This is a genomic window from Pantoea agglomerans, assembly GCF_021397715.1.
Lineage (GTDB): Bacteria > Pseudomonadota > Gammaproteobacteria > Enterobacterales > Enterobacteriaceae > Pantoea > Pantoea astica.
In genome coordinates, this window is record NZ_CP090208.1 from 161445 (window position 1) to 182413 (window position 20969).

At 55.5% G+C, this 20969-nt stretch carries 20 protein-coding genes and 1 pseudogene; 18 read left to right on the forward strand and 3 right to left on the reverse strand.

What is annotated here, in order from left to right; translation table 11 throughout:
- The first annotated feature begins 50 nt into the window (after positions 1-50).
- From LZU96_RS20470 to LZU96_RS20520, 11 genes and pseudogenes are all read left to right on the forward strand, one after another.
- Positions 51-1343, forward strand: a complete 1293-nt coding sequence (locus LZU96_RS20470) for an anaerobic sulfatase maturase (RefSeq protein WP_233988398.1) — start codon at positions 51-53, stop codon at positions 1341-1343.
- Complete coding sequence (locus LZU96_RS20475; protein WP_233988399.1) at positions 1343-2341, forward strand: AAA family ATPase; 999 nt, start codon at positions 1343-1345, stop codon at positions 2339-2341. Before LZU96_RS20470 ends, LZU96_RS20475 begins: the two co-directional genes overlap by 1 nt.
- Entirely contained in the window at positions 2341-3267 is a 927-nt protein-coding gene (locus LZU96_RS20480) for a DUF58 domain-containing protein (protein ID WP_233988400.1), read from the forward strand. Before LZU96_RS20475 ends, LZU96_RS20480 begins: the two co-directional genes overlap by 1 nt.
- Positions 3248-3685 carry a DUF4381 family protein gene (locus tag LZU96_RS20485; protein WP_233988401.1) on the forward strand — a complete coding sequence of 146 codons (438 nt, stop codon included), beginning with the start codon at positions 3248-3250 and terminating at the stop codon, positions 3683-3685. Before LZU96_RS20480 ends, LZU96_RS20485 begins: the two co-directional genes overlap by 20 nt.
- Positions 3678-4658: pseudogene (locus tag LZU96_RS20490) on the forward strand (VWA domain-containing protein). The gene LZU96_RS20485 and the pseudogene LZU96_RS20490 overlap by 8 nt, the downstream one beginning before the upstream one ends.
- A complete protein-coding gene (locus LZU96_RS20495; RefSeq protein WP_233988402.1) occupies positions 4655-6181 on the forward strand; it encodes a vWA domain-containing protein in 1527 nt (508 codons plus the stop codon). The pseudogene LZU96_RS20490 and the gene LZU96_RS20495 overlap by 4 nt, the downstream one beginning before the upstream one ends.
- Positions 6178-7194: an oxygen tolerance domain protein gene (locus LZU96_RS20500; RefSeq protein ID WP_233988403.1), complete on the forward strand. Its 1017-nt coding sequence runs from the start codon at positions 6178-6180 to the stop codon at positions 7192-7194. The genes LZU96_RS20495 and LZU96_RS20500 overlap by 4 nt, the downstream gene beginning before the upstream one ends.
- On the forward strand, positions 7194-8207 hold the full coding sequence (locus LZU96_RS20505; protein WP_233988405.1) for an HAD family hydrolase: 1014 nt from the start codon (positions 7194-7196) through the stop codon (positions 8205-8207). The genes LZU96_RS20500 and LZU96_RS20505 overlap by 1 nt, the downstream gene beginning before the upstream one ends.
- A gap of 45 nt (positions 8208-8252) precedes the next feature.
- On the forward strand, positions 8253-8525 hold the full coding sequence (locus LZU96_RS20510; protein ID WP_233988406.1) for a YicS family protein: 273 nt from the start codon (positions 8253-8255) through the stop codon (positions 8523-8525).
- 57 nt (positions 8526-8582) lie between these two features.
- Positions 8583-8792, forward strand: coding sequence for a hypothetical protein (locus tag LZU96_RS20515; protein WP_233988407.1), 210 nt, complete (start codon positions 8583-8585; stop codon positions 8790-8792).
- A gap of 65 nt (positions 8793-8857) precedes the next feature.
- Complete coding sequence (locus tag LZU96_RS20520) at positions 8858-10462, forward strand: mechanosensitive ion channel family protein (RefSeq protein ID WP_409520451.1); 1605 nt, start codon at positions 8858-8860, stop codon at positions 10460-10462.
- 222 nt (positions 10463-10684) lie between these two features.
- On the opposite strand, the gene LZU96_RS20525 is transcribed toward LZU96_RS20520, so the two are convergent.
- The 3 genes from LZU96_RS20525 to LZU96_RS20535 all read right to left on the reverse strand — a co-directional run bounded on the left by LZU96_RS20525 (position 10685) and on the right by LZU96_RS20535 (position 14058).
- The gene (locus LZU96_RS20525) at positions 10685-11716 is read right to left on the reverse strand and encodes a methionine synthase (RefSeq protein WP_233988408.1); all 1032 of its coding nucleotides are present in this window, start codon (positions 11714-11716) and stop codon (positions 10685-10687) included.
- 26 nt (positions 11717-11742) lie between these two features.
- The gene (locus tag LZU96_RS20530; protein ID WP_233988409.1) at positions 11743-12726 is read right to left on the reverse strand and encodes a DUF1852 domain-containing protein; all 984 of its coding nucleotides are present in this window, start codon (positions 12724-12726) and stop codon (positions 11743-11745) included.
- 570 nt (positions 12727-13296) lie between these two features.
- Positions 13297-14058: a FadR/GntR family transcriptional regulator gene (locus LZU96_RS20535; protein WP_233988410.1), complete on the reverse strand. Its 762-nt coding sequence runs from the start codon at positions 14056-14058 to the stop codon at positions 13297-13299.
- 221 nt (positions 14059-14279) lie between these two features.
- Between LZU96_RS20535 and LZU96_RS20540 the strand changes: the two genes are divergently transcribed.
- The 7 genes from LZU96_RS20540 to fucP all read left to right on the forward strand — a co-directional run bounded on the left by LZU96_RS20540 (position 14280) and on the right by fucP (position 20546).
- The gene (locus LZU96_RS20540; protein WP_233988411.1) at positions 14280-15020 is read left to right on the forward strand and encodes an SDR family oxidoreductase; all 741 of its coding nucleotides are present in this window, start codon (positions 14280-14282) and stop codon (positions 15018-15020) included.
- 50 nt (positions 15021-15070) lie between these two features.
- A complete protein-coding gene (locus LZU96_RS20545; RefSeq protein WP_233988412.1) occupies positions 15071-15913 on the forward strand; it encodes a fumarylacetoacetate hydrolase family protein in 843 nt (280 codons plus the stop codon).
- A 26-nt stretch (positions 15914-15939) separates the two neighbouring features.
- Complete coding sequence (locus tag LZU96_RS20550) at positions 15940-17217, forward strand: L-fuconate dehydratase (RefSeq protein ID WP_233988413.1); 1278 nt, start codon at positions 15940-15942, stop codon at positions 17215-17217.
- 19 nt (positions 17218-17236) lie between these two features.
- Positions 17237-18097 (forward strand): amidohydrolase family protein, encoded by an 861-nt coding sequence (locus LZU96_RS20555; protein WP_233988414.1) that lies wholly within the window; start codon positions 17237-17239, stop codon positions 18095-18097.
- Positions 18075-18851 carry an SDR family oxidoreductase gene (locus LZU96_RS20560; protein ID WP_233988415.1) on the forward strand — a complete coding sequence of 259 codons (777 nt, stop codon included), beginning with the start codon at positions 18075-18077 and terminating at the stop codon, positions 18849-18851. The genes LZU96_RS20555 and LZU96_RS20560 overlap by 23 nt, the downstream gene beginning before the upstream one ends.
- Positions 18848-19192, forward strand: coding sequence for an L-rhamnose mutarotase (locus LZU96_RS20565; protein WP_233988416.1), 345 nt, complete (start codon positions 18848-18850; stop codon positions 19190-19192). The genes LZU96_RS20560 and LZU96_RS20565 overlap by 4 nt, the downstream gene beginning before the upstream one ends.
- 115 nt (positions 19193-19307) lie before the next feature.
- Positions 19308-20546: an L-fucose:H+ symporter permease gene (gene fucP / locus LZU96_RS20570; protein WP_233988417.1), complete on the forward strand. Its 1239-nt coding sequence runs from the start codon at positions 19308-19310 to the stop codon at positions 20544-20546.
- Positions 20547-20969: the final 423 nt, after the last annotated feature.

Sequence of the window (20969 nt, forward strand, 5' to 3'; positions counted from 1 at the left end):
CTGACCCCATTACCGGGTGAAATCCTTCACCCGGTTATCAGGAGGCGTTCATGAAGTACAGCACTACTCTGCCGGTTAAGCCGCTTCCGACAGCGGAAAAGTTCAGTGGCAAAGGGCCGGCTTACACCCGCCGTTTTCACGTGATGGCAAAACCCACCGGATCGCGTTGCAACATTGACTGTAACTACTGTTTTTACCTGCACAAAGAGCAGCTTCTGGAGCAGGACAGACAGAGCGGGATGAGCGATGAGGTGCTGGAAACCTTCATCCGGCAGTATATTGACAGCCAGGATGGCGAACAGGTGGTGTTCTCCTGGCAGGGCGGTGAACCGACCCTGATGGGACTGGAATATTTTGAAAAGATTGTCGTCCTGCAAAAGAAATATCAGAAGCCAGGTCAGCGCATTGAAAACGATCTGCAGACCAACGGTATTCTGATTAATGACCACTGGGCGCGCTTTCTGCGTCAGCATAATTTCCTGGTCGGCATTTCAATTGATGGCCCGGCTGAATTGCATGACCGCTACCGCGTAACCCGCAGCGGAAAACCGACGTTTGAAAAGGTGATGGAAGGTGTCGCTGCCCTGAAGCGGCATCAGGTCCCATTTAATGCGCTGGTGACGGTCAACCGCACCAATGCCCGCTTCCCGCTGGAGGTTTATCGCTTTCTGACCCGTGAGCTGGGCGCGACATACATCCAGTTCAATCCCTGCGTTGAGCCGGTCGATTTTAAACAAACGGCACCGCAGTTCTGGCGGGATGACACCATACCGGTTATCGGGACCCGCCGCGCCAGACCCGGCGATCTCGACTCGATTGTCACCGACTGGTCAGTTGATCCGGATGACTGGGGCCGATTTCTGATTGCGGTGTTCGAGGAGTGGGTGAACAACGATTTAGGCCGCGTTCAGGTCAACCTGTTTGAAACCGCAGTGGCGCAGACCATGGGCATGCCAGCGCAGATTTGTATCACGTCAGAGTTCTGCGGCAAAGGGCTGGCGATTGAAAAAAACGGCGACATCTTTTCCTGCGATCACTACGTCTATCCCGAATATAAATTAGGCAATGTACAGAATACGAAGCTGGCGCACATGGCCTTTTCCGAGCGACAAAAGGCTTTTGGTCTGGGTAAACGCGATACGCTGCCCGCTGCCTGCAAACGCTGCCCCTACCTGAAACTCTGCTACGGCGAATGCCCGAAAAACCGCATCGTCAGGAGCGAGGAAGGTGAACTGGGGATGAATTATCTCTGTCCCGGCATCAAAGCCTTTTTTAGCTATGCGCAGCCGATGCTGGTTGGCATCGCGACGCTGCTGAAACGTCAGACGATGGAACCTGCATAATGACAAATCGTGAAAAGCTGCTGGCGCTGGAAGCCAGTATGAATAAACAGGTCATCGGACAGCAGGAGCTGGTACGAATGCTGATCGTCGCCTTGTTGTGTGACGGTCATGTGCTGCTGGAAGGGTTGCCAGGCCTGGCGAAAACCCGTGCGGTGCGTGAGCTGGCACGCCATATCGAAGGCGAATTTCGCCGCATTCAGTTCACCCCTGATCTGCTGCCGTCAGACATTACCGGCAGCGAAATCTATCAGCAAAATGCCACGCGCGAAGAAGATCAATTTCGGTTTCGTCCTGGCCCGGTGTTCGGCAATATTATCCTCGCCGATGAGATCAACCGCGCCTCAGCCCGCGTGCAGTCAGCGCTGCTGGAGGCGATGGAAGAGCGTCACGTGACCGTCGCGGGCAACACCTGGCCGCTGCCCGGCGTATTTATGGTGCTGGCGACACAAAACCCGGTCGATCAGGAAGGCACCTGGCCCTTACCTGAAGCCCAGCTTGATCGCTTTCTGATGAAGGTGATTGTCGATTATCCCTCGAAAGAAAATGAGCAGTTAGTGATGCAGCTGGTGCGCGCTGAGCAACAGGCAAAATACCAGCAAAGTCAGCCTGACAATCCCACACCCGAAACCGAGCTGTTACTGATCAGCCAGCTGGATATCGCTGACTGCTGGCGTGAAATTGCCACGGTTTACGTAGCGCCAACCGTAGAACAGTACATCGTCAATCTGGTGGAAATGACCCGTCATCCCGACCAGGTCAGTGACATTTTTGCCAGTTATATCAGCCTCGGCATCAGCCCGCGCGGTACGCTGGCACTGGATCGCTGTGGCCGCGCCTGCGCATGGCTGGATGGACGTGATGCGGTGTTACCCGAAGATATTCAACGCATCGCACCGGCCGTGCTGCGCCATCGACTGCTGCTGAGCTATCAGGCAAATGCTGATAACTGCACGGCCGATCAGGCGATCGCGATGCTCCTTGACGCAGTGGTGGCGTGATGTCCCAGCCGCTGACGCTTGAACTGGCTGATCTGATGGCGCTGGCGGGTGACGCACAGCGACTGAATAATCCGCCGGGACAAATTCCCCCTGGCGCGTTAACCGGGGAGCGCGTCTCCCGCCAGCAAGGCCGTGGCCTCAACTTCGACAGTCTGCGCCGCTACCAGCCCGGTGATGACGTCAGGCTGATTGACTGGAAAGCCACCGCACGCCTGCGCTCACCCTGGATTCGCCTCTACAATGAGGAGCGCGAACGACCGGTCTTCATCCTGGTGGATCAGCGTCTGGAGATGTACTTCGGTACCCGCTTTCAGATGAAATCGGTGGCTGCGGGAAACATTGCCGGGTTACTGGCATGGCGAAGCTGGCATGATGGTGACCGGCTGGGCTGCGCGATACTGGGTGATGATGAGCTGGTCCTGCATCCCTGTCGCTCGCCAAAACGCAGCCTGATGCCGATTCTTACCGACATCCAGCGGCTGAATGCGCAGCTTCCTGCCCATTATGCGCAACACCCTCAACAAACCGTTTCGCTGTCGGAGGCGCTGCAACGTATTGTCCGCCTGCTGCCGTCGGGAAGCTGGCTCGGGATCATCAGTGACTTTCACGATCTGGATGCGCGCTGCGATGCGGTGCTGGCTCACCTGCGCCGCCGCTGTGACATTACCGCCTTTGTCACCCTGGACGATCTTCATCGCCGTCTGCCGCCGCGCGGTCAGCTGGCGGCTTATTACCATGACGTAAGCACCGCGCTGACGCTGACGCCCCACCTTAGCCGTCGCATTCAGCAAAGCGTCACCGGGCGTCTGTCGCAGCAGCAGCGCCGGTTACAGCGCGTGGGGATCACGGTGAAAACTATCGTGACGGGTCAAGCCGTGCTGCCACAGCTACAGCAGGAGGATGCGCATGCTGGCAAAAGGATTTAGCACACCGGAACTGGCGCATCCTGCTCTGCCAGCCGCCGCCTCATGGTTCCCGCTACCCGCTGGCTGGACGGTGCTCGGCATAATAGTGTTGCTGATCATTTTCATTGTCCTGTTGAACATGCTGGCGCGTTTTCGTCGCAACCGCTGGCGGCGCGAAGCACGTAAGCAACTGACCCAGCAACAGGTGGATGGCTGGATAATATGGGTTAAACGGGTGCTTCTGGTGCAACATCCGCGCGCCCGGGTCAGCCAGTGGCAGTCGCCGGAACAGATCCTGGCGCAGACACCGCTGGACGAGGAGCTGCGCACGCTGCTGTGTCGCCGTTATTGTCAGCCTGACAATGAACTGGAGAGCCCTATCAATCAGCGTATCGCAACGCAGTTACGTCACTGGCTGGAGACGCTGCCTCATGTCTGACTTTTTCTCACGGATCGATTTTGCCTGGCCGTGGGCGGGTGTGCTGCTGTTTTTACCGCTGCTGACCCACTATCTGCTGCCAGCAAAGCAACCGGTGACTGAACAGGTCCGGGTGCCCTTTTTACCCGAACTGGCTGAAGCCCTGCAGCTTTCAGCCCCGGCACCGCAGGCCAGCTGGCGTCACCGGCTGCTGTTCTGGGCAGTCTGGTGCTTAATGATTGTCGCACTGGCCCGGCCCGAATATCTGTTGCCACCAAAAACAATAATAAAACCGATGCGCAATATCGTACTGATTCTGGATGTCTCCGGATCGATGGAGAAGAACGATGGTCAGAACGGACAGACGCGTTTACAGGCAGTACAGCAAACGGTGCGCACCTTTATCAGCCAGCGCAAAAACGATCGCATCGGTCTGGTGATTTTTGCCAGCCAGGCGTGGCCTTTTGCGCCGATCAGCGAAGACAAGCAGGCGCTGCAGGCACGCATCAGCCAGCTCGCGTCGGGCATGATTGGGCAGCAGACTGCAGTGGGTGATGCGCTGGGCGTGGCGGTCAAACTACTGGATCAGAGCCTTGACGCTGACGCGTCCAAAATGGCGATTCTGCTGACCGATGGCAATGACACTGCTTCTCAACTGGAGCCCAGGCTCGCGGCTCAGCTGGCCGCTACGCATCACGTTAGGGTGCACACCATCGCCTTTGGTGACGTCAATAGTCACGGCGAAGATTAAGTCGATACGGTGCTGCTGGACAACATCGCCAGTATCACCGGCGGTAACGCCTGGCGTGCAGCGACGAACCGCGATGCGCTGGCGCAGGTCTGGCAGCAAATTGATGCTCAGACGCCGGAACAGGTCAAAACGCTGGGCTTATCCTGGCATCGGCCGCTGTTCGTCTGGCCGTTGACCGCTGCGCTGCTGCTGTTACTGCTGTTTGCCATCGGCAGCACGATGATGAAGAGGCGACGCGCATGAGTGATCTTCACTTCCTCTATCCCTGGCGATTACTGGGTTTGTTGCTCTGTCCGCTACTCTATTTTTTAGCGCAACGCTCAGCCAGTGCCTGGCATCGTGTCATGGAAAAACCTTTTGCCGCGGCGCTGATTAAAGGTCAACGCGTGCGTGCGCGTCAGGTGTTGCCGTGGTTTTTTGGTTTGGGAATCCTGGCGTTAGCCGGTCCGAGCTGGCAACGCGACCTGCCCGCCGCATTCACGCCCGAAAATAATGTGATGGTGATCATGCAGCAGGATCTCAGCATGCTGGCGCAGGATGTGCCGCCTGACCGCCATCAGCGCATGCAGCAGAAGATCGCCGCATTGATGGCACACATGCCCGGCAGCCACTTTGGTTTAGTGGTTTACAGCGCGAATGCCTGGCTGACCACGCCGCTGACCAGTGATGCCGATTTTTATAATCTGTTCCTGACGGCTCAGCAGCCGACGCTGGTGCCACAAGGTGAAGGATCGGGACTGAGACAGGCTGTAGGGCTGGCGCTGAAAAACCTGCCGGCTTCGCCCGAAGCCCCGCGCGCGCTGATACTGGTGGCTGACAATATTACAGCGCAGGACGCTGACTGGCTGCGGCAGCAAAAGTTGCCGCTACAGATCTGGGTCGCGGGCACGGCAAACGGTGGACGGCTGCCGGAAGCGCAGGCGGCGCAAGGGATTGATACGCGTCTCGATGTCGCGCGATTCGAACAAATCCGTGATGGCGGTATTCCGGTAACGCTGGTCTCTGCCGATGACGGTGACCTTCGCGCGGTCAGCGATCATATCCAGCAGAGTGTGACGGCGCAGCAGAATAGCCGACAGGACTTGCAGTGGAAAAACAGCGGCTATCTGTTGATCATCCCGATGCTGCTGCTTCTGCTGCTCTGGCGACAGCAGCTATTCTGCCTGACGGTGATGGTGCTGCCGCTGCTCGCCTGGTCACCTGGCAGTTCAGCGGCACTGCTGGATGCCTGGATACGCCCCGATGTGCAGGGTCAGTTCGCGTTTGACCGCGGGGATTATCAGGCCGCTGCCCAGCGCTTTCAGGACCCGTTACGGCGAGGTATCGCCTTTTATTATGCAGAAGATTATGTCCAGGCTCTGGGTGCTTTCCGACAGGTTCCAGCCAGTGCGGACAGCCTGTTGTGGATGGGTAACTGTTATGCACAACAGAAATCCTGGCAGCAGGCACTGAACAGTTATGATCAGGCGCTGAGTTTACGACCTGAATGGGAGATGGCTCAGCAAAACCGGGCAAAAATCGCGCGTATCCTCATGCAACTGCGGCAAAAAGAACGCGATCGTCAGGCCGATCAGCATGAGCAAAAGGATGAAGATCCTGACGCTATTAAGCACGATCTTAAACCCGATCAGGGGGTAAACCAGCTGGATATGAAGCCCATCACCGGGGCGGCACCCTCGGCGGAACAGTGGTACAGCAACCTCACGCTGTCACCCGGCGGATTACTGGAAAATCTCTACCGTTCAGCCCCGGCGGAGGCACCATGAAGAGATTTGTCGTTTGTCTGTTACTGCTGCTCAGTCTGCCGGTTCGGGCCGAAATGGCCATGACGCGTGAGCTGGTGGCGCCCGGGCAACTGGTGCCGGGCCAGCCGGTAACCCTTGCCGTGACCTTCTGGACCGACAGCTGGTTTAATCCGCCGCCGCAATGGCCGGAGATGGTAATTGAAAACGGCAATCTGCTTAACACGCCGCTTCCCAACCAGCTGGTGACGCGTAATAGTGAAGGTATCAGCTGGAGCGGCATCCGCATGGAACGCCAGGTAATGGCATGGGATCAGGGCACACTGCGTTTTCCTGCCACCGATGTGGTAATGAACTCCGCGAATCAGCCACCAAAAACGGTGTCGTTGCCGGTGCTGGAGAAATCGGTCAACTGGCCCGCTGATGTGCGTCAGCCGGACCGATTTTTACCCGCCAGCACGCTTGAACTTTCGCAACAGTGGCACATCTACCGCGCAAAGGAGGATAAGCAGTTACACGTCGGTGACGTGATAGAACGGGTCGTGACATTGCGCGCGACCGATGTGATTGCGGTGCAAATTCCGCAACTGCTGTATGCCATTCCCGGCTCCGGTGCGCAGCGTCTGCCTCCGGTAAACAGCAACCTGACGCAGGGACGGGATGAGATTGTCGGCGCACAGCGTGAGGAACGCTTGCGTTATCTGCCATCTCAGGCCGGTGAACTGGTGATCCCGCCGCTGCGTTTGCGCTGGTGGGATACGCGCCAGCACCAGTGGCGGCTGGCTGAATTGCCTGGCGCCCATTACACCTTTGCCGCTGCGCGTCCGGCGGGCAGTGAACAGGCGTTGAAAGCCCGCGCCCCGATCAACTGGATGCCCTGGCTGACCGGCGCGGCGATGGTAATGGTGCTTCTGCTCGCAGGCTTCTTTTTCCGACACAGGATTATCCAGAGCCTGCAAAGGCTGGTTCAGCGTACACAAGAATACTGGCGGATCGTCCCGCTGCCCGACCTCATTCCCACCAAAAGGCAAAAATAATGAAATTGAAACCCTTGCTGGCATTACTGATGATGGCTCATCTCGGTTCGGCTTTCGCGGCAGAGGACCCGCTTAGCGCATGGAATGAGGGTCACTCAAAGCAGGCTATTGAAACGTGGGTAAAGGAAACCACCTCGTCGGATAGCAAAGATTTCATTCCAGTCAGTCAGCGTTATGTGGTGTTTGATAATGACGGCACATTGTGGCCAGAAGCGCCGCTGACCTTTCAGCTGCAGTTTGTGATGGATGAAATCAAACGCCTCGCCCCGCAACACCCGGAATGGAATAACGATGCCCTGGTGCAGGCGGTCATTAACAACGACCTGAACGCGGTGAAGCAGTCGGGCAAAAAGGGGCTGATACAGTTGATGACCCTTACGCACAGCGGTATGACAACCGAAGAATTCCGTCAGCGGGTCAGCAACTGGGTCGGGAGTCATCAGCATGTGCGTTTCGGTTGCCGATATGACCAGCTTGGCTATCAGCCGATGCGCCAGTTGCTGGATTATCTGCGCAGTAACGGCTTCAAAACCTGGATTGTGTCAGGCGGTGGCATCGATTTTATGCGCGTGCTGGCAGAAAAAATGTATGGCATTCCACCCGAACAGGTTATCGGCTCCTTTTCACTAAGTGAGTTTTCCCTGACCGATAATGGCACGCAACTGCGGAAAACCATGAACGGTGCTTTCTACGATGACGAAGCGATGAAGCCGGTCGCCATTCATCTGTTTATGGGGCGGCGTCCGGTTGGCGCGTTTGGTAACAGTGACGGCGATGTGCCGATGCTGCAGTACACCTCAGCTAATCCGGCCTATAAAACCTTTGGTTTACTGGTTCATCACACCGATGCCGCGCGCGAATATGCCTATGATGCGCATCCGCCCGCCAGCGGAAAGTTGATCAGCGGACTCAGACTGGCACCCCAGAAGGGTTGGGTGATTGTTGATATGAAAAAAGAGTGGAAAACGGTGTTTGACCCGGCCCAATGTGCTGCGGATCAAAACCATAAGTAAGGGGTTTCGCCGGGTTTAAACGCCAAAACGGGCCGGGAGGTAACAATGAAAGACCTGATACCGATTCTGGTGGTGCTGCTGTCGCAAACGGCAGCACTGGCTAACTCCGCTTATGAAAATCTGACGTTTGCGCTGAGGCAGCAGAAGATCACCGATGAACTGCGACAAAAGTGTCAGCTACCTGTGTCTCTATCTGATGAACAGCTAAGGACCCGCTTCCTGAACAGCACTCATGATCATTCCGCCGTACTGTCAGCTGTAAAAGCGCTCAGGGAAAATAATCAGCCGCATTACCAGATTTTCCTGAACCAGCTTTAGTGTCCAGAATGACGGAAACAGACCGGGGCAGTCACGCTTCCGGGATAACCAGTAAGCGTGAGCCGGATTGGATTTGCCGCCGGCTTTTACGGCTCCAGAAATGAGGAAGGTACCCATTACCAGGGCTATTTTGGCGGATTCGGCGCAGGTTACCATTTTGATCAACAGAGTTCAGTGAACCTTCTGACCTTGATTATGGATAACAATATCTATCTGGACGATCCCGACACACGCTTTCTGATTTCCTATACCTGGCAATTTCAGTAATCCCCATTGGTGGCTGCCTTACGGACTGTTTTACCGCCAGGCAAAGAAGGGTTTTCGGAGGCAAAATGATCAATGCGGTAAAATGGCTGTGCTGTTGCCTGATGCTTTTTACTCTACAAAATGCGATCGGTGCGGAACCACGCCAGTCGCCCTCCCCACAGGAACACGCGCGTACGTTGTCGCTGCTTAACCAGCCGGTTGTCATGTTACAGGCAAAATTTGGGCTTACCACGCCCGAAGAGCGCGTTAAGCGTATCGTGACAGCCCTGCGCAAACTGAATGATAACGATCTGGCCCAACCGGTCGAAACGCACGATATAACTCGATACGGTCAGCCTGCCGTGCTTTTTTCTGTCAATGGAAAACCCTTTATGCTGCTGGCGCAGGGCGATCTGGATGAAGGGGATGACCTGACGCTTGCGCAGGCGGCGGAACGTGTCAGATTGCGACTCGACACACTTCGGCAATCATTGTCTGAGCAGTATTCATCGCGTTATTTGCTGATCTCAGCGGGTAAAAGTCTGTTGGGCGTGCTTATGATGTGCGCATTCGTCCTGTTTGCCCTGCGCTCCCATAGCTGGCTGAAGCAGCGCTATGCTGTCCGACGTACAAAACAGAAAAGCATCATCCCGGGCGCACTGCGCGCCTTTCTTGGTCCGATTGAGGTACGGCTCTATGCCATAGTCCTTACCGCGGCCTTCCTCATGGCATTTTACCTCTGGGTGAGCTGGGTATTACGGCTGTTTCCCTGGACGCGGATCTGGGGCATGGAGCTGGGAGGTTATGCGGCAGGTCTGCTACAGCGTCTGGGGCTGGCCATATTTTCCGCATTGCCAGGCTTACTGATTGTCGTTGTCATCTTCCTTATTACGGCGCTGGTGACTCGCTTACTCAGACTGGTGCTGAGGCGGGTTGAGACCGGACACTTAAACCTGCCGGGCCTGCATCCGGATACGGTGGGTGTGACGCGTAAATTGATCAGCGTCGTCATCTGGTTATTCGCGCTATCAGCGGCGTATCCCTTCCTGCCGGGTGCCAATTCGCTCGCCTTCAAAGGGATCAGCGTATTCTTCGGCCTGATGCTGACATTGGGCTCGGCTGGGGTGATGAACCATGCCATGAGCGGGCTGGTGCTCACCTACTCGCGGGCACTGCGCAAAGGGGAAGTGATCAGGATTGCCGATCATGAGGGCGTGGTCAGTGAAGTGGGCATGCTGGCCACCAAAATTCTCACCCGTGAGAATTATGAAGTGACGGTTCCCAATGCCGTGGTGGTTAGCGGCAGGATAGTCAATCTCAGCGCGACGCTAAAAGGTGAAGGCGTCAACATGACGACCAGCGTCACCATTGGTTATGACACGCCGTGGCGGCAGGTTGAGGCGATGCTGGAGCTTGCTGCCAGCCGCACCACCGGTATTAATCACGATATCACGCCGCTGGTGCGGCAACTGGCACTTCAGGACTGGTATGTGATGTATGAGCTACAGGTCCGGCTCCGGCCGGGAGAGTCACTCGCTGGGGTAAGAAGTCTTCTCCATGGGCATATACAGGATGTGTTTAACGAATTTGGTGTTCAGATTATGTCACCGAATTTTATCAGCCAGCCCGAACAGCCGATTATCGTGACAAAACCAAATTGGTTTACTCCCCCTGCTCAAGAGAAAGAATAAACAAGGTGTGATCCTGAGCTGCAGGGCTAAAGCGGGCCTTTACTTTAATCCCGAAAAAGGACAACGCAGGTTTGGCCGGTAGAGCGCTTATAGTCCTGTCATTAAACTGGCGACAATGTCATTCAGGATGGAAAGAGTGGTAGCCATTCTGATTATAAAAATAATACAGAAACAAAAAGGCTCACGCGGATTGGCGCATGAGCCTGCTTTGGCTTAGGGGAATTACTTGCCGAGGATTTCCCGACGCACGATATCCGCTCCCGCGCTTAACGCGGCCAGTTTGCCGCTGGCAACCTGACGGGATAACGGCACCATGCCGCAGTTGGTCGACGGATAAAGTTTATCGGCATCAACGAATTGCAGCGCCTTACGCAGGGTGTCGGCGACCTGTTCGGCGGTTTCAACGGCGTGGGTTGCCACGTCAATCGCCCCCACCATCACCTTTTTGCCGCGGATCAGCTCAATCAGATCCATCGGCACGCGTGAGTTCTGACACTCCAGCGAGATAATGTCGATGGCCGATTTCTGCAGCTTAGGGAACACCTCTTCATACTGCCGCCACTCGGTGCCGAGCGTCTTCTTCCAGTCGGTGTTGGCTTTAATCCCGTAGCCATAACAAATGTGGACAGCCGTTTCACATTTAAGCCCTTCTACGGCTCTTTCTAACGCGGCAATGCCCCAGTCGTTGACTTCATCGAAGAAGACGTTAAAAGCGGGCTCATCAAACTGGATGATATCGACGCCGGCCGCCTCTAACTCTCTGGCTTCCTGGTTGAGAATTTTGGCAAATTCCCAGGCGAGTTTTTCGCGACTTTTGTAGTGACCATCATAAAGCGTATCAATCATTGTCATCGGACCGGGCAGCGCCCATTTGATCGGCTGGCTGGTCAGCTGGCGTAAAAACCGGGCGTCATCAACAAATACCGGTTTCAGGCGGGCAACCTCACCGACTACGGAAGGCACGCTCGCATCATAACGATCGCGGATTTTTACGATCTGACGTTTTTCAAAGTCGACACCGCTGAGATGTTCAATAAAAGTGGTGACAAAATGCTGACGTGTCTGCTCACCATCACTGACAATATCGATACCGGAGTGCAGCTGATCGGCCAGGCTGATACGCAGCGCATCAAGTTTGCCCTCAGCTAATTCGTCACCCTGCAATTTCCACGGCGACCACAGCGTCTCGGGTTGGGCCAGCCATGAAGGTTTAGGTAAACTGCCAGCAGTCGATGTCGGTAATAATGTGTTCATAATAAATAACCTTATATTTGGTTGGTTCAAACAACGGGCTGGGCAAACCATTGCTCAAGAAGCGTCTGCCAGGGCTTAATGAAAAGTTCTTCAGTAAACTTACCCTGCTCAACGGCCAGCTGACTGCGCTCTTCTCGATCGTAGACAATTCGTGTTAATGAATAATCCTGATGCGTCAGGCTGGGTTGATAGACATTTCCCGCCGCCGAATTGGCATTGTAGATTTCAGGCCGGTATATTTTCTGAAACGTTTCCATGGTGCTGATGGTGCTAATCAGTTCGAGGTTGCTGTAATCGTGCAGCAGGTCACCCTGGAAATAAAAAGCCAGCGGCGCAACGCTGTTACGCGGCATGAAATAACGCGCCCTTAGCCCCATCTTCGCGAAATAATCATCGGTCAGCGAGGTTTCATTCTGGGCATATTCATCGCCCAGCACCGGATGATGGTTACCGGTCCGGTGATAGGTATTTTTACTGGAGACGCTCAGGCATATCACCGGCGACTTACTGAATTTCTCTTTATACGCCGCAGAGTTAACAAAACTTTTGAAGATGTTGCCATGCAGAACACCATAATTTTCCGGCGTACTAAATTCGCTTCTGTTTTTATTGTGTGCCGGCAACACCACGCTGAAATCATAATCGCGCACATACGAAGAGAAGTTATTGCCGACAATACCTTCAATGCGCTGCTGGGTCTGATGATCAATGATATGCGTTTTTAAAACTTCAATCACCGGAAAGGCATCATTGCGGCCTTGTGCAGTGATCGATAACTCTGCCGATATAATTTCCAGTTCAACAGAATAACGGTCGCCTTTAGGGTTATCCCAGTTCGCCAGCGAATTGAAACGATTATTGATCATGACCAGGGCATTGCGTAAATTATCCTGACGCTTTTCACCCCGCGCTAAATTGGCAAAGTTAGTGGTGATGCGCGTATTTTCAGACGGATTATAATTCTCGTCGAAACGCAGACTTTTAAGAGTAAAGGTAAAGGCATTATTCATCGCAATCTGGCACCCTGATCGTCTGATTCAAAATATGAGATTCGCGGTTGCGAGCGAACAGAAACTCAGCAGCGCTGGCGAATCTTCATATTATCAATTGATATTAGCAATGCATCCTTTATGCCTCAGACGATGATTGAGGAAAAGTGATTTAATTTCACCGAACATGAAGGATGTTCATGATCAGTTAAAATAATGAAGATGAGGTGTTACAGCGGTGACTGAACTCAGATTAAGGTTGCGGTCCGCCAGCGTCTAAGCCGCGCCTGATGCGACGCGGATTGTCGCTGTAAATAGCGGAACTCCGGACAGCGACGCTCTGCCAGTGAAACACCTGCTGAAATTTCTTCAGTAAGGGAAAATCCACGGATGAAATGGTGGATCGGCAATAAGGCAAAAGCTGACAACGTTGCGTTGCGCTATTTCCCGTAGTCGCCGCTGACCAAACTGTCACCAGGGATGCAAGCGGCGATAAAGCGGGATGGCGGGTATAATCATCCCGCATTGACACGGCTATGCCGCAGACCGCGGATAACACTCACGCACTGTCACACCTGCGAGACCGCTGTTTTACCCCTGGCCGAAAATCTTAATCACCGCATCCAGATGCTCTTTCATCGCCTTCTTCGCGGCACGGCTGTCGCGCGCTTCCAGCGCATTCAGAATCCTGAGATGTTCGATCTCAGAACGGTGCGGCATGTCCTGGGGAGTGTAGTGGAGTTGCAGGCTGCGGAACATGGTGCCGTAACGGTGTCCCAGCAGGTGCCCAATGATAAACGCATAGGCTGGATTGCCGCTGGCCTGGGCAATGCGGATATGGAACAGACGATCGCCTGGATGGGTCGCCGAGCCATTGCGATTATCGTAGCAGTTTTGCTCATATGCCTGCCTGATCGCAGCAAGTTCTTCATCAGTGGCGTTTCTTGCCGCCAGGGCTGCGGTTTCAGGTTCGATCAACCGGCGGGTCTGTAACAGCGAAAAGGGAGGCAGCTCAGCGGTAAAATCCAGTTCGATGTTCAGCTCATCATCAACGTCGGCCCACTGATTGCGCCCCGCCTGCGACATCACCGGTTCCTGCGAAGGCGAAGCCGGTAAGGCTGGCGGCTGACGCACAATCACGCCGTTACCGACCCGCACATCCACCAGCCCAATCACTTCAAGCGCAATCAGCGCTTCCCGCACCGACGCGCGGCTGACCTGCAACAGACTGGCTAATTCACGTTCGGCTGGCAGCCGGCTGCCGGGTGGAAACTCGTTATTATCAATTAATGTTTTTAGCTGGTCAGCTATCTGCCTGTAAATTCTTGGGTTTTCTAATCTTTTTATCGGCATCGGACACCTGAGGTCAATTCTCATTAAGTGATTCAGCTAGCATTTTCCAGACAAAAATCTTGCTGCTTTGTTTTATGCATGTAAAAAATTGGTTAACCAAAATGGCGTTTTAAGCAGAAGCTTGCGCGACATCTTAGCAAAAAGCACTGGTTTTAACGCATTTTTTTCGCCTCTAATGGCCTGACCATTAGACCTATAAAATCCTTTTAGTGGGAGTTGCCATGAACCTGGCAGGGAAAAAAGTACTGATTACCGCCGCAGGACAGGGCATCGGTTTTACCACCGCCGCCCTGTTTGCCCGCGAAGGTGCAGAGGTGATTGCCACAGATATCAATATCAGCGCGTTACAGCAGATACCGGGTATCACAGCGCAACACCTCGACTTCACCGATCCCCAGGCGATCGCTGCGCTGGCAGAAACCACCGGTCCGCTCGATGTGCTGTTTAACTGCGCCGGTGTGGTTCACAGCGGCGACATACTCAGCTGCCGCGAAAGCGAATGGCAGTTCGCGCTGGATCTCAATGTCACCGCGATGTTCCGCATGATCCGCGCTTTCCTGCCAGCGATGCTGGAGCGCAACCACGGCTCGGTGATCAACATGTCGTCAGTCGCCTCAAGCATCAAAGGGGTGCCAAACCGCTTTGCCTACAGCGCGTCCAAAGCGGCAGTGATTGGCCTGACCCGTTCGGTGGCGGCAGATTACGTCACCCGCGGCATTCGCTGTAATGCGATCTGCCCCGGCACGGTGGAGTCACCTTCCCTGCGCCAGCGCATTGCCGCTCAGGCCCTGGCTGAAGGACGCAGCGAAGCGGAAGTTTATGCGGCGTTTGTTTCCCGCCAGCCGATTGGCCGTATTGGTAAAACCGAGGAGATCGCCCAGCTGGCGCTCTATCTCGCCTCTGATGCCAGTTCCTACACCACCGGTACGGTGCAGATTATTGACGGCGGCTGGAGTAACTGATCCCGCAGCCACTCTGCTTCCCTGACTTTTTCACAGAAGGATAGTGATCGATGAAACTACTACGATACGGCAATGCAGGTTCTGAACGCCCCGGCCTGCTGGACAGCAACGGAAAACTGCGCGATCTCAGCGCTCACGTCACCGACATCGACGGCGATGCCCTGCAACCGGCCACGCTCAACGCACTGCGCCAGCTCGATCCGCACAGCCTGCCGCTGGTGAGCGGTGAACCCCGTCTGGGCGCGTGCGTGGCCAGAAGCGGGAAATTTATCTGTATCGGCCTGAACTACGCCGATCACGCGGCGGAAACCGGGGCTGAAATCCCAAAAGAACCGGTGGTCTTCAGCAAGTGGACCAGCGCCATTGTCGGCCCGAACGATGATGTCGAAATCCCGCGTGATTCAGTGAAAACCGACTGGGAAGTTGAGCTGGGCGTGGTGATTGGCACCGGCGGCCGCTATATCAGCGAAGCCGACGCCATGGCACACGTCGCCGGTTACTGCGTGATCAACGACGTCTCTGAACGGGAGTTCCAGATTGAACGCGGCGGTACCTGGGACAAAGGCAAAGGCTGCGACACCTTTGGTCCGATTGGCCCGTGGCTGGTGACCGCCGATGAAATCCCCGATCCGCATCAGCTGAACCTGTGGCTGGAAGTGGATGGCACGCGCTATCAGAACGGCAATACCCGCACCATGATTTTCCGCATTCCTGAAATTATCAGTTATCTCAGCCGCTTTATGAGCCTGCAACCCGGCGACATCATCTCGACCGGCACACCGCCGGGCGTCGGTCTGGGACAAAAACCGCCGCTCTATCTGAAAGCCGGTCAGGTTATGCACCTCGGGATTGAAGGTCTGGGTGAGCAGCGTCAGAAGACGGTACAGGCATAGCTCCATTACAGCGGAAGGAATTTTTGATGACGACGATTACGGCTTTACGTGTAGAGGATGTGCGCTTCCCGACGTCGCTGACGATGGATGGCTCGGATGCGATGAATCCCGATCCCGACTACTCCGCGGCATATGTGATTCTGGACACCGACAATCCGGCCCTGCAAGGGCATGGCCTGACCTTCACCATCGGGCGCGGTAATGAGATCTGTTGTGCCGCGATCGGCGCACTGCAGCATCTGATCGTCGGTCGCCAACTGGCGGATATGACGGCCGATATGGGGAAATTCTGGCGGGATTTCACCAGCGACAGCCAGCTGCGCTGGATTGGGCCGGATAAAGGCGCTATCCATCTGGCGACCGGTGCCGTGGTCAATGCGGTATGGGATTTATGGAGTAAGGCGGTCGGCAAACCAGTGTGGCAGCTGGTGGCGGATATGACGCCGGAAGAGCTGGTGCGCTGCATCGATTTTCGCTACATCACCGACTGCATTACCCCGCATGAGGCGCTGACGCTGCTGCAACAGCGTGGTGACAACAAAGCACAGCGTCTTGAAAAACTGCTGGTGGAAGGTTACCCGTGCTACACCACCTCGGCCGGCTGGCTGGGCTATCCCGACGACAAGCTGCGCCGTTTGTGTCAGCAGGCGGTCGATGCCGGCTTCGATTATCTCAAGCTGAAAGTCGGACGTGACCTGGAAGATGACATTCGCCGGGTGCGTATTGCCCGTGAAGTGATCGGTCCGGACCGCAAGCTGATGATCGACGCTAACCAGGTATGGGAAACCCGCGACGCCATTCCGTGGGTGAACGCCCTGGCGTTTGCCAACCCCTGGTTTATCGAAGAGCCGACCAGCCCGGATGATATCGAAGGCCATCGCACCATTCGTCAGGGTGTTGCGCCGGTCAAAGTCGCCACCGGCGAGATGTGCCAGAACCGCATCATGTTTAAGCAGTTCATCATTCGTGAAGCGATTGATGTGGTGCAGATAGATGCCTGCCGCATGGGCGGCATTAACGAAGTGCTGGCGGTGATGCTGATGGCGGCCAAATACAACCTGCCGGTCTGCCCGCACGCGGGCGGCGTCGGGTTGTGCGAGTACGTGCAGCATCTTTCGATGATCGATTATCTCTGTATCGCCGGGACGCATGAAGGCCGGGTTATCGAATACGTTGACCACCTTCACGAGCATTTTGTCGACCCCTGTGAGATCCGCGGCGCAGCCTACATGCCGCCCAAATCGCCCGGCTTCTCTATCGAAATGCATCAGGCGTCCATCGAAAAATATCGCTACCACGCCTGAGCCGCAAAGGAGAATGCCGATGATGCGAGTCGACAGCCACCAGCATTTCTGGCGCTACACGCCGCAGGATTACCGCTGGATCAACGATGAGATGGGTGTGCTGAAACAGGATTTCCTGCCGGAGAGGTTGCGGCCGATCCTGCGCCGCCACGATGTGCAGAAAACCATCCTGGTCCAGGCGCGATGCAGCCTGGAGGAGACCCGCTGGCTGCTGGATTTGGCCGATCAGACCGATTTTGTCGCGGCGGTGACTGGCTGGATCGATCTGCGTGACGCCGATCTGCCGCGCCAGCTGGACGCATTAGCCCATCCGCTGCTGCGCGGTTTTCGCCACCCGGTTCAGGACGAGCCTTATCCGGCGCAGTGGCTGGCCGATCCGGCCGTCAATGCCGGGATTCGCCAGCTTCAGCAGCGGGAATTTCTCTACGAACTGCTGGTGACGCATCACCATCTGGCCGAAGCCGTTGAGTTTGCGCAGCGCCATGACCAGCATTTTCTGGTGCTCGATCACTTCGGCAAGCCCGATCTGACACGGGGAGCCCGCCACTGGAAGCAGCAGGTTGCGCCGCTGAAGGCGCTGAAACACGTCAGTTGCAAGCTCTCCGGTCTGCTGACTGAGCCACGCCCGGCGGGCCTCTCCGCCGACGACCTGCTGCCTTATTTCGATGTGGCACTGGAGATTTTCGGCAGCGAACGGCTGATGTTCGGTTCCGACTGGCCGGTTTCGCTGCTGGCCGGTGCCGATGACGATCCCTGGCAGCTCTGGCAAACAGCCATAGCAAAACTCAGTGGTGCCGAACAGGCAGCCATTTATGGCGGCAATGCCTGCTCTCTTTACCGATTACAGGAAACACACGATGAATCTCTATCTGCAAAATAAAGTGGTAATCGTCACCGGCGGCGGTTCCGGCATCGGCGAGGCGATCTCGCTGACGCTGGCCGAAGAAGGCGCCATCCCGGTGATCGTCAGCAATACCGAACCGGCGAATGAGCTGATGCATAAGCTGCAACAATGCTCGCCGCAGGCCAGCTTCGTGCTCGCCGAGCTGCGTGACGAAGCGAGCTGCAAGGCCGCGCTGGATACGATCCTGACCCGTTATTCCGCCATTGACGGCCTGGTGAACAACGCCGGTGCCAATGACAACGTCGGTCTGGATGCCGGACGCGCCGCCTTTGTGCAGTCACTCGAACAGAATCTGATTCACTACTATCTGATGGCGCACCTGTGCCTGAATGCGCTGCGTGCCAGCCGGGGCGCAATCGTCAATATCAGTTCGAAAACCGCGTTAACCGGTCAGGGCAATACCAGCGGCTATGCCTCGGCCAAGGGCGGCATTCTGGCGCTGACCCGTGAATGGGCGGCGGCCCTGCTGAACGAGGGTATCCGGGTGAATGCGGTTATCCCGGCTGAAGTGATGACGCCGCTCTACGCGCGCTGGATTCAGAGTTTCGATCACCACGAAGAGAAACTGCAACAAATCACCTCGCATATTCCGCTGGGGCAGCGCATGACCACGCCGCAGGAGATTGCCAATACGGTGGTCTTTCTGCTCTCTTCGCGGGCGTCGCACACCACAGGTCAGTGGCTGACCGTCGATGGCGGTTACACCCATCTTGATCGGGCGCTGACATGACGCGGCGCTATTGCCAGGCGCTGGATCTCAGCGACGATCCGCGTCTTATCGAAGAGTATCAACGCTATCACCAGCAAATCTGGCCGGAAATTACCGCGCACCTGCGTCGCTACGGCATTGCAGAGATGGAGATTTACCGGCTGGGTAACCGGCTGATGATGGTGATAGAAACCACGGACGACTTTGACCGCGCGCAATTCGAACGCCGCAGCCTTGAGGACCCGAAAATCTGCGAGTGGGAAACCCTGATGTGGAAATATCAGCGCCCCACACCCTGGACACCCGCGGGTCAAAAGTGGGTAGAAATGACACGCATTTTTTCACTGACAGAACAGCCGTAGTGCCTCTCGTTGTTCCAGAGAGCAGCCGTTTTTCACGTTATCTGACATAAAAAAAACCCAGCCATCCGAGCTGACCCTACTCCTGCAGGCACCACCAGATACTGAGGAATACACCATGTTCGCCAATAAAACTGCGGCTCCCGCCTATGCGGAGCGCAAAACCACATCCGGGTTCCGTCTGGCGTTTATTCTGGTCACCACGCTGTTTTTCCTGTGGGGATTATCCTACGGGCTGCTGGATGTGCTGAATAAGCATTTCCAGGAGGTATTACACGTTAATAAGGCGCAGTCCGGGCTATTACAGGCCGCCTATTTTGGTGCCTATTTCATCATTGCCCTGCCGGCCGGTTTTTTTATGGATCGCTTTGGCTATAAGGCGGGCATCCTGGTCGGTTTATGTTTGTATGCGGTGGGCGCACTGCTGTTTGTCCCGGCCGCCTCGGCAGGCAGTTTTAGCCTGTTTTTGTTCGCGCTGTTTGTGATTGCCCTTGGGCTGGGGTGTCTCGAAACCGCCGCTAACCCCTTTGCCACGGTACTGGGCGATCCGGCTGGCGCAGAACGCCGCCTGAATCTCTCGCAATCGTTTAACGGCTTAGGGCAGTTTATTGGTCCGGTGATTGGCGGCTCGCTGTTCTTTTCCGCCACGCAAAGCACCACCGCTGACGGGCTCTCTTCGGTGAAAACCACCTACGTCGCGATCGCCTTTTTAGTGCTGCTGATAGCCTTCCTGTTCGGACGGACGAAGCTGCCGGATATTCGCGAGCAGAGCAGCGATGCAGACCAGGGCATCGCCAAAGGATTGTGGCAGCATGGCCATTTTACCGGCGGCGTGATTGCCCAGTTCTTTTATGTCGCCGCCCAGGTTGGCGTTGGCGCTTTCTTTATCAATTACACCACCGAACACTGGCATACGCTGTCGAACCAGAACGCCTCCTATCTGCTGTCGGTGGGCATGATCAGCTTTATGGTCGGCCGCTTCTTCAGTACCTGGCTGATGGGTTTTATCCGCCCGGCTACGCTGCTGGTGGCCTATGCCATCATCAATATTGTGTTATGCGGCGTGGTGGTTGCCGGTATCGACAATGTCTCGGTGATTGCCCTGGTAGCGATATTCTTCTTTATGTCGATCATGTTCCCGACCCTTTTTGCCATGGGCGTGAAGAACATGGGCAAGCAAACTAAACGGGCCAGTTCAGTGATGATCATGGCGATTGTCGGGGGCGCGGTGATGCCCTATATGATGGGTGCCATCGCCGATCGTTACACCACGGCCGTCTCCTACTCGCTGCCGATGATCTGTTTCGCGGTGGTACTGGTTTATGCGCTAAAGCAAAGAGCAAACGCCGATCGCTGAGTCATTCCCCGCTGGATAAAACCACGGAGTGAACAGACGGGTTGTCTGTTCACTCCGGCTCATTACTGAACCGGGAGCGCTGCCACGGCCTGCTGATTCTCGCCTCTGCGGAATGAATCGCCTGACCGGATACGCCCTGCCACGCCCGATCGGCTGCCGCGAATGGATGATTGATTTGCAGCGCCAGAAGAGGCTGAACCTGATGCGTGACATATTTTATTCGTCGCCAGCGGTTTATTGCATCAGTCTGGGGCATAGGTCACATTAATTTTAACTGCCCGCTTTTTTATTCACCTCTTTTAATCATTACGCATACGCTGAAGCTCTCATTTATTTTTGCCAGAACAGCTATATTGATCGTTACGCATCACTATCTATCAGCCCGCTTAATTGATGTCACAACAACGGAGAGAGGAAATAAAT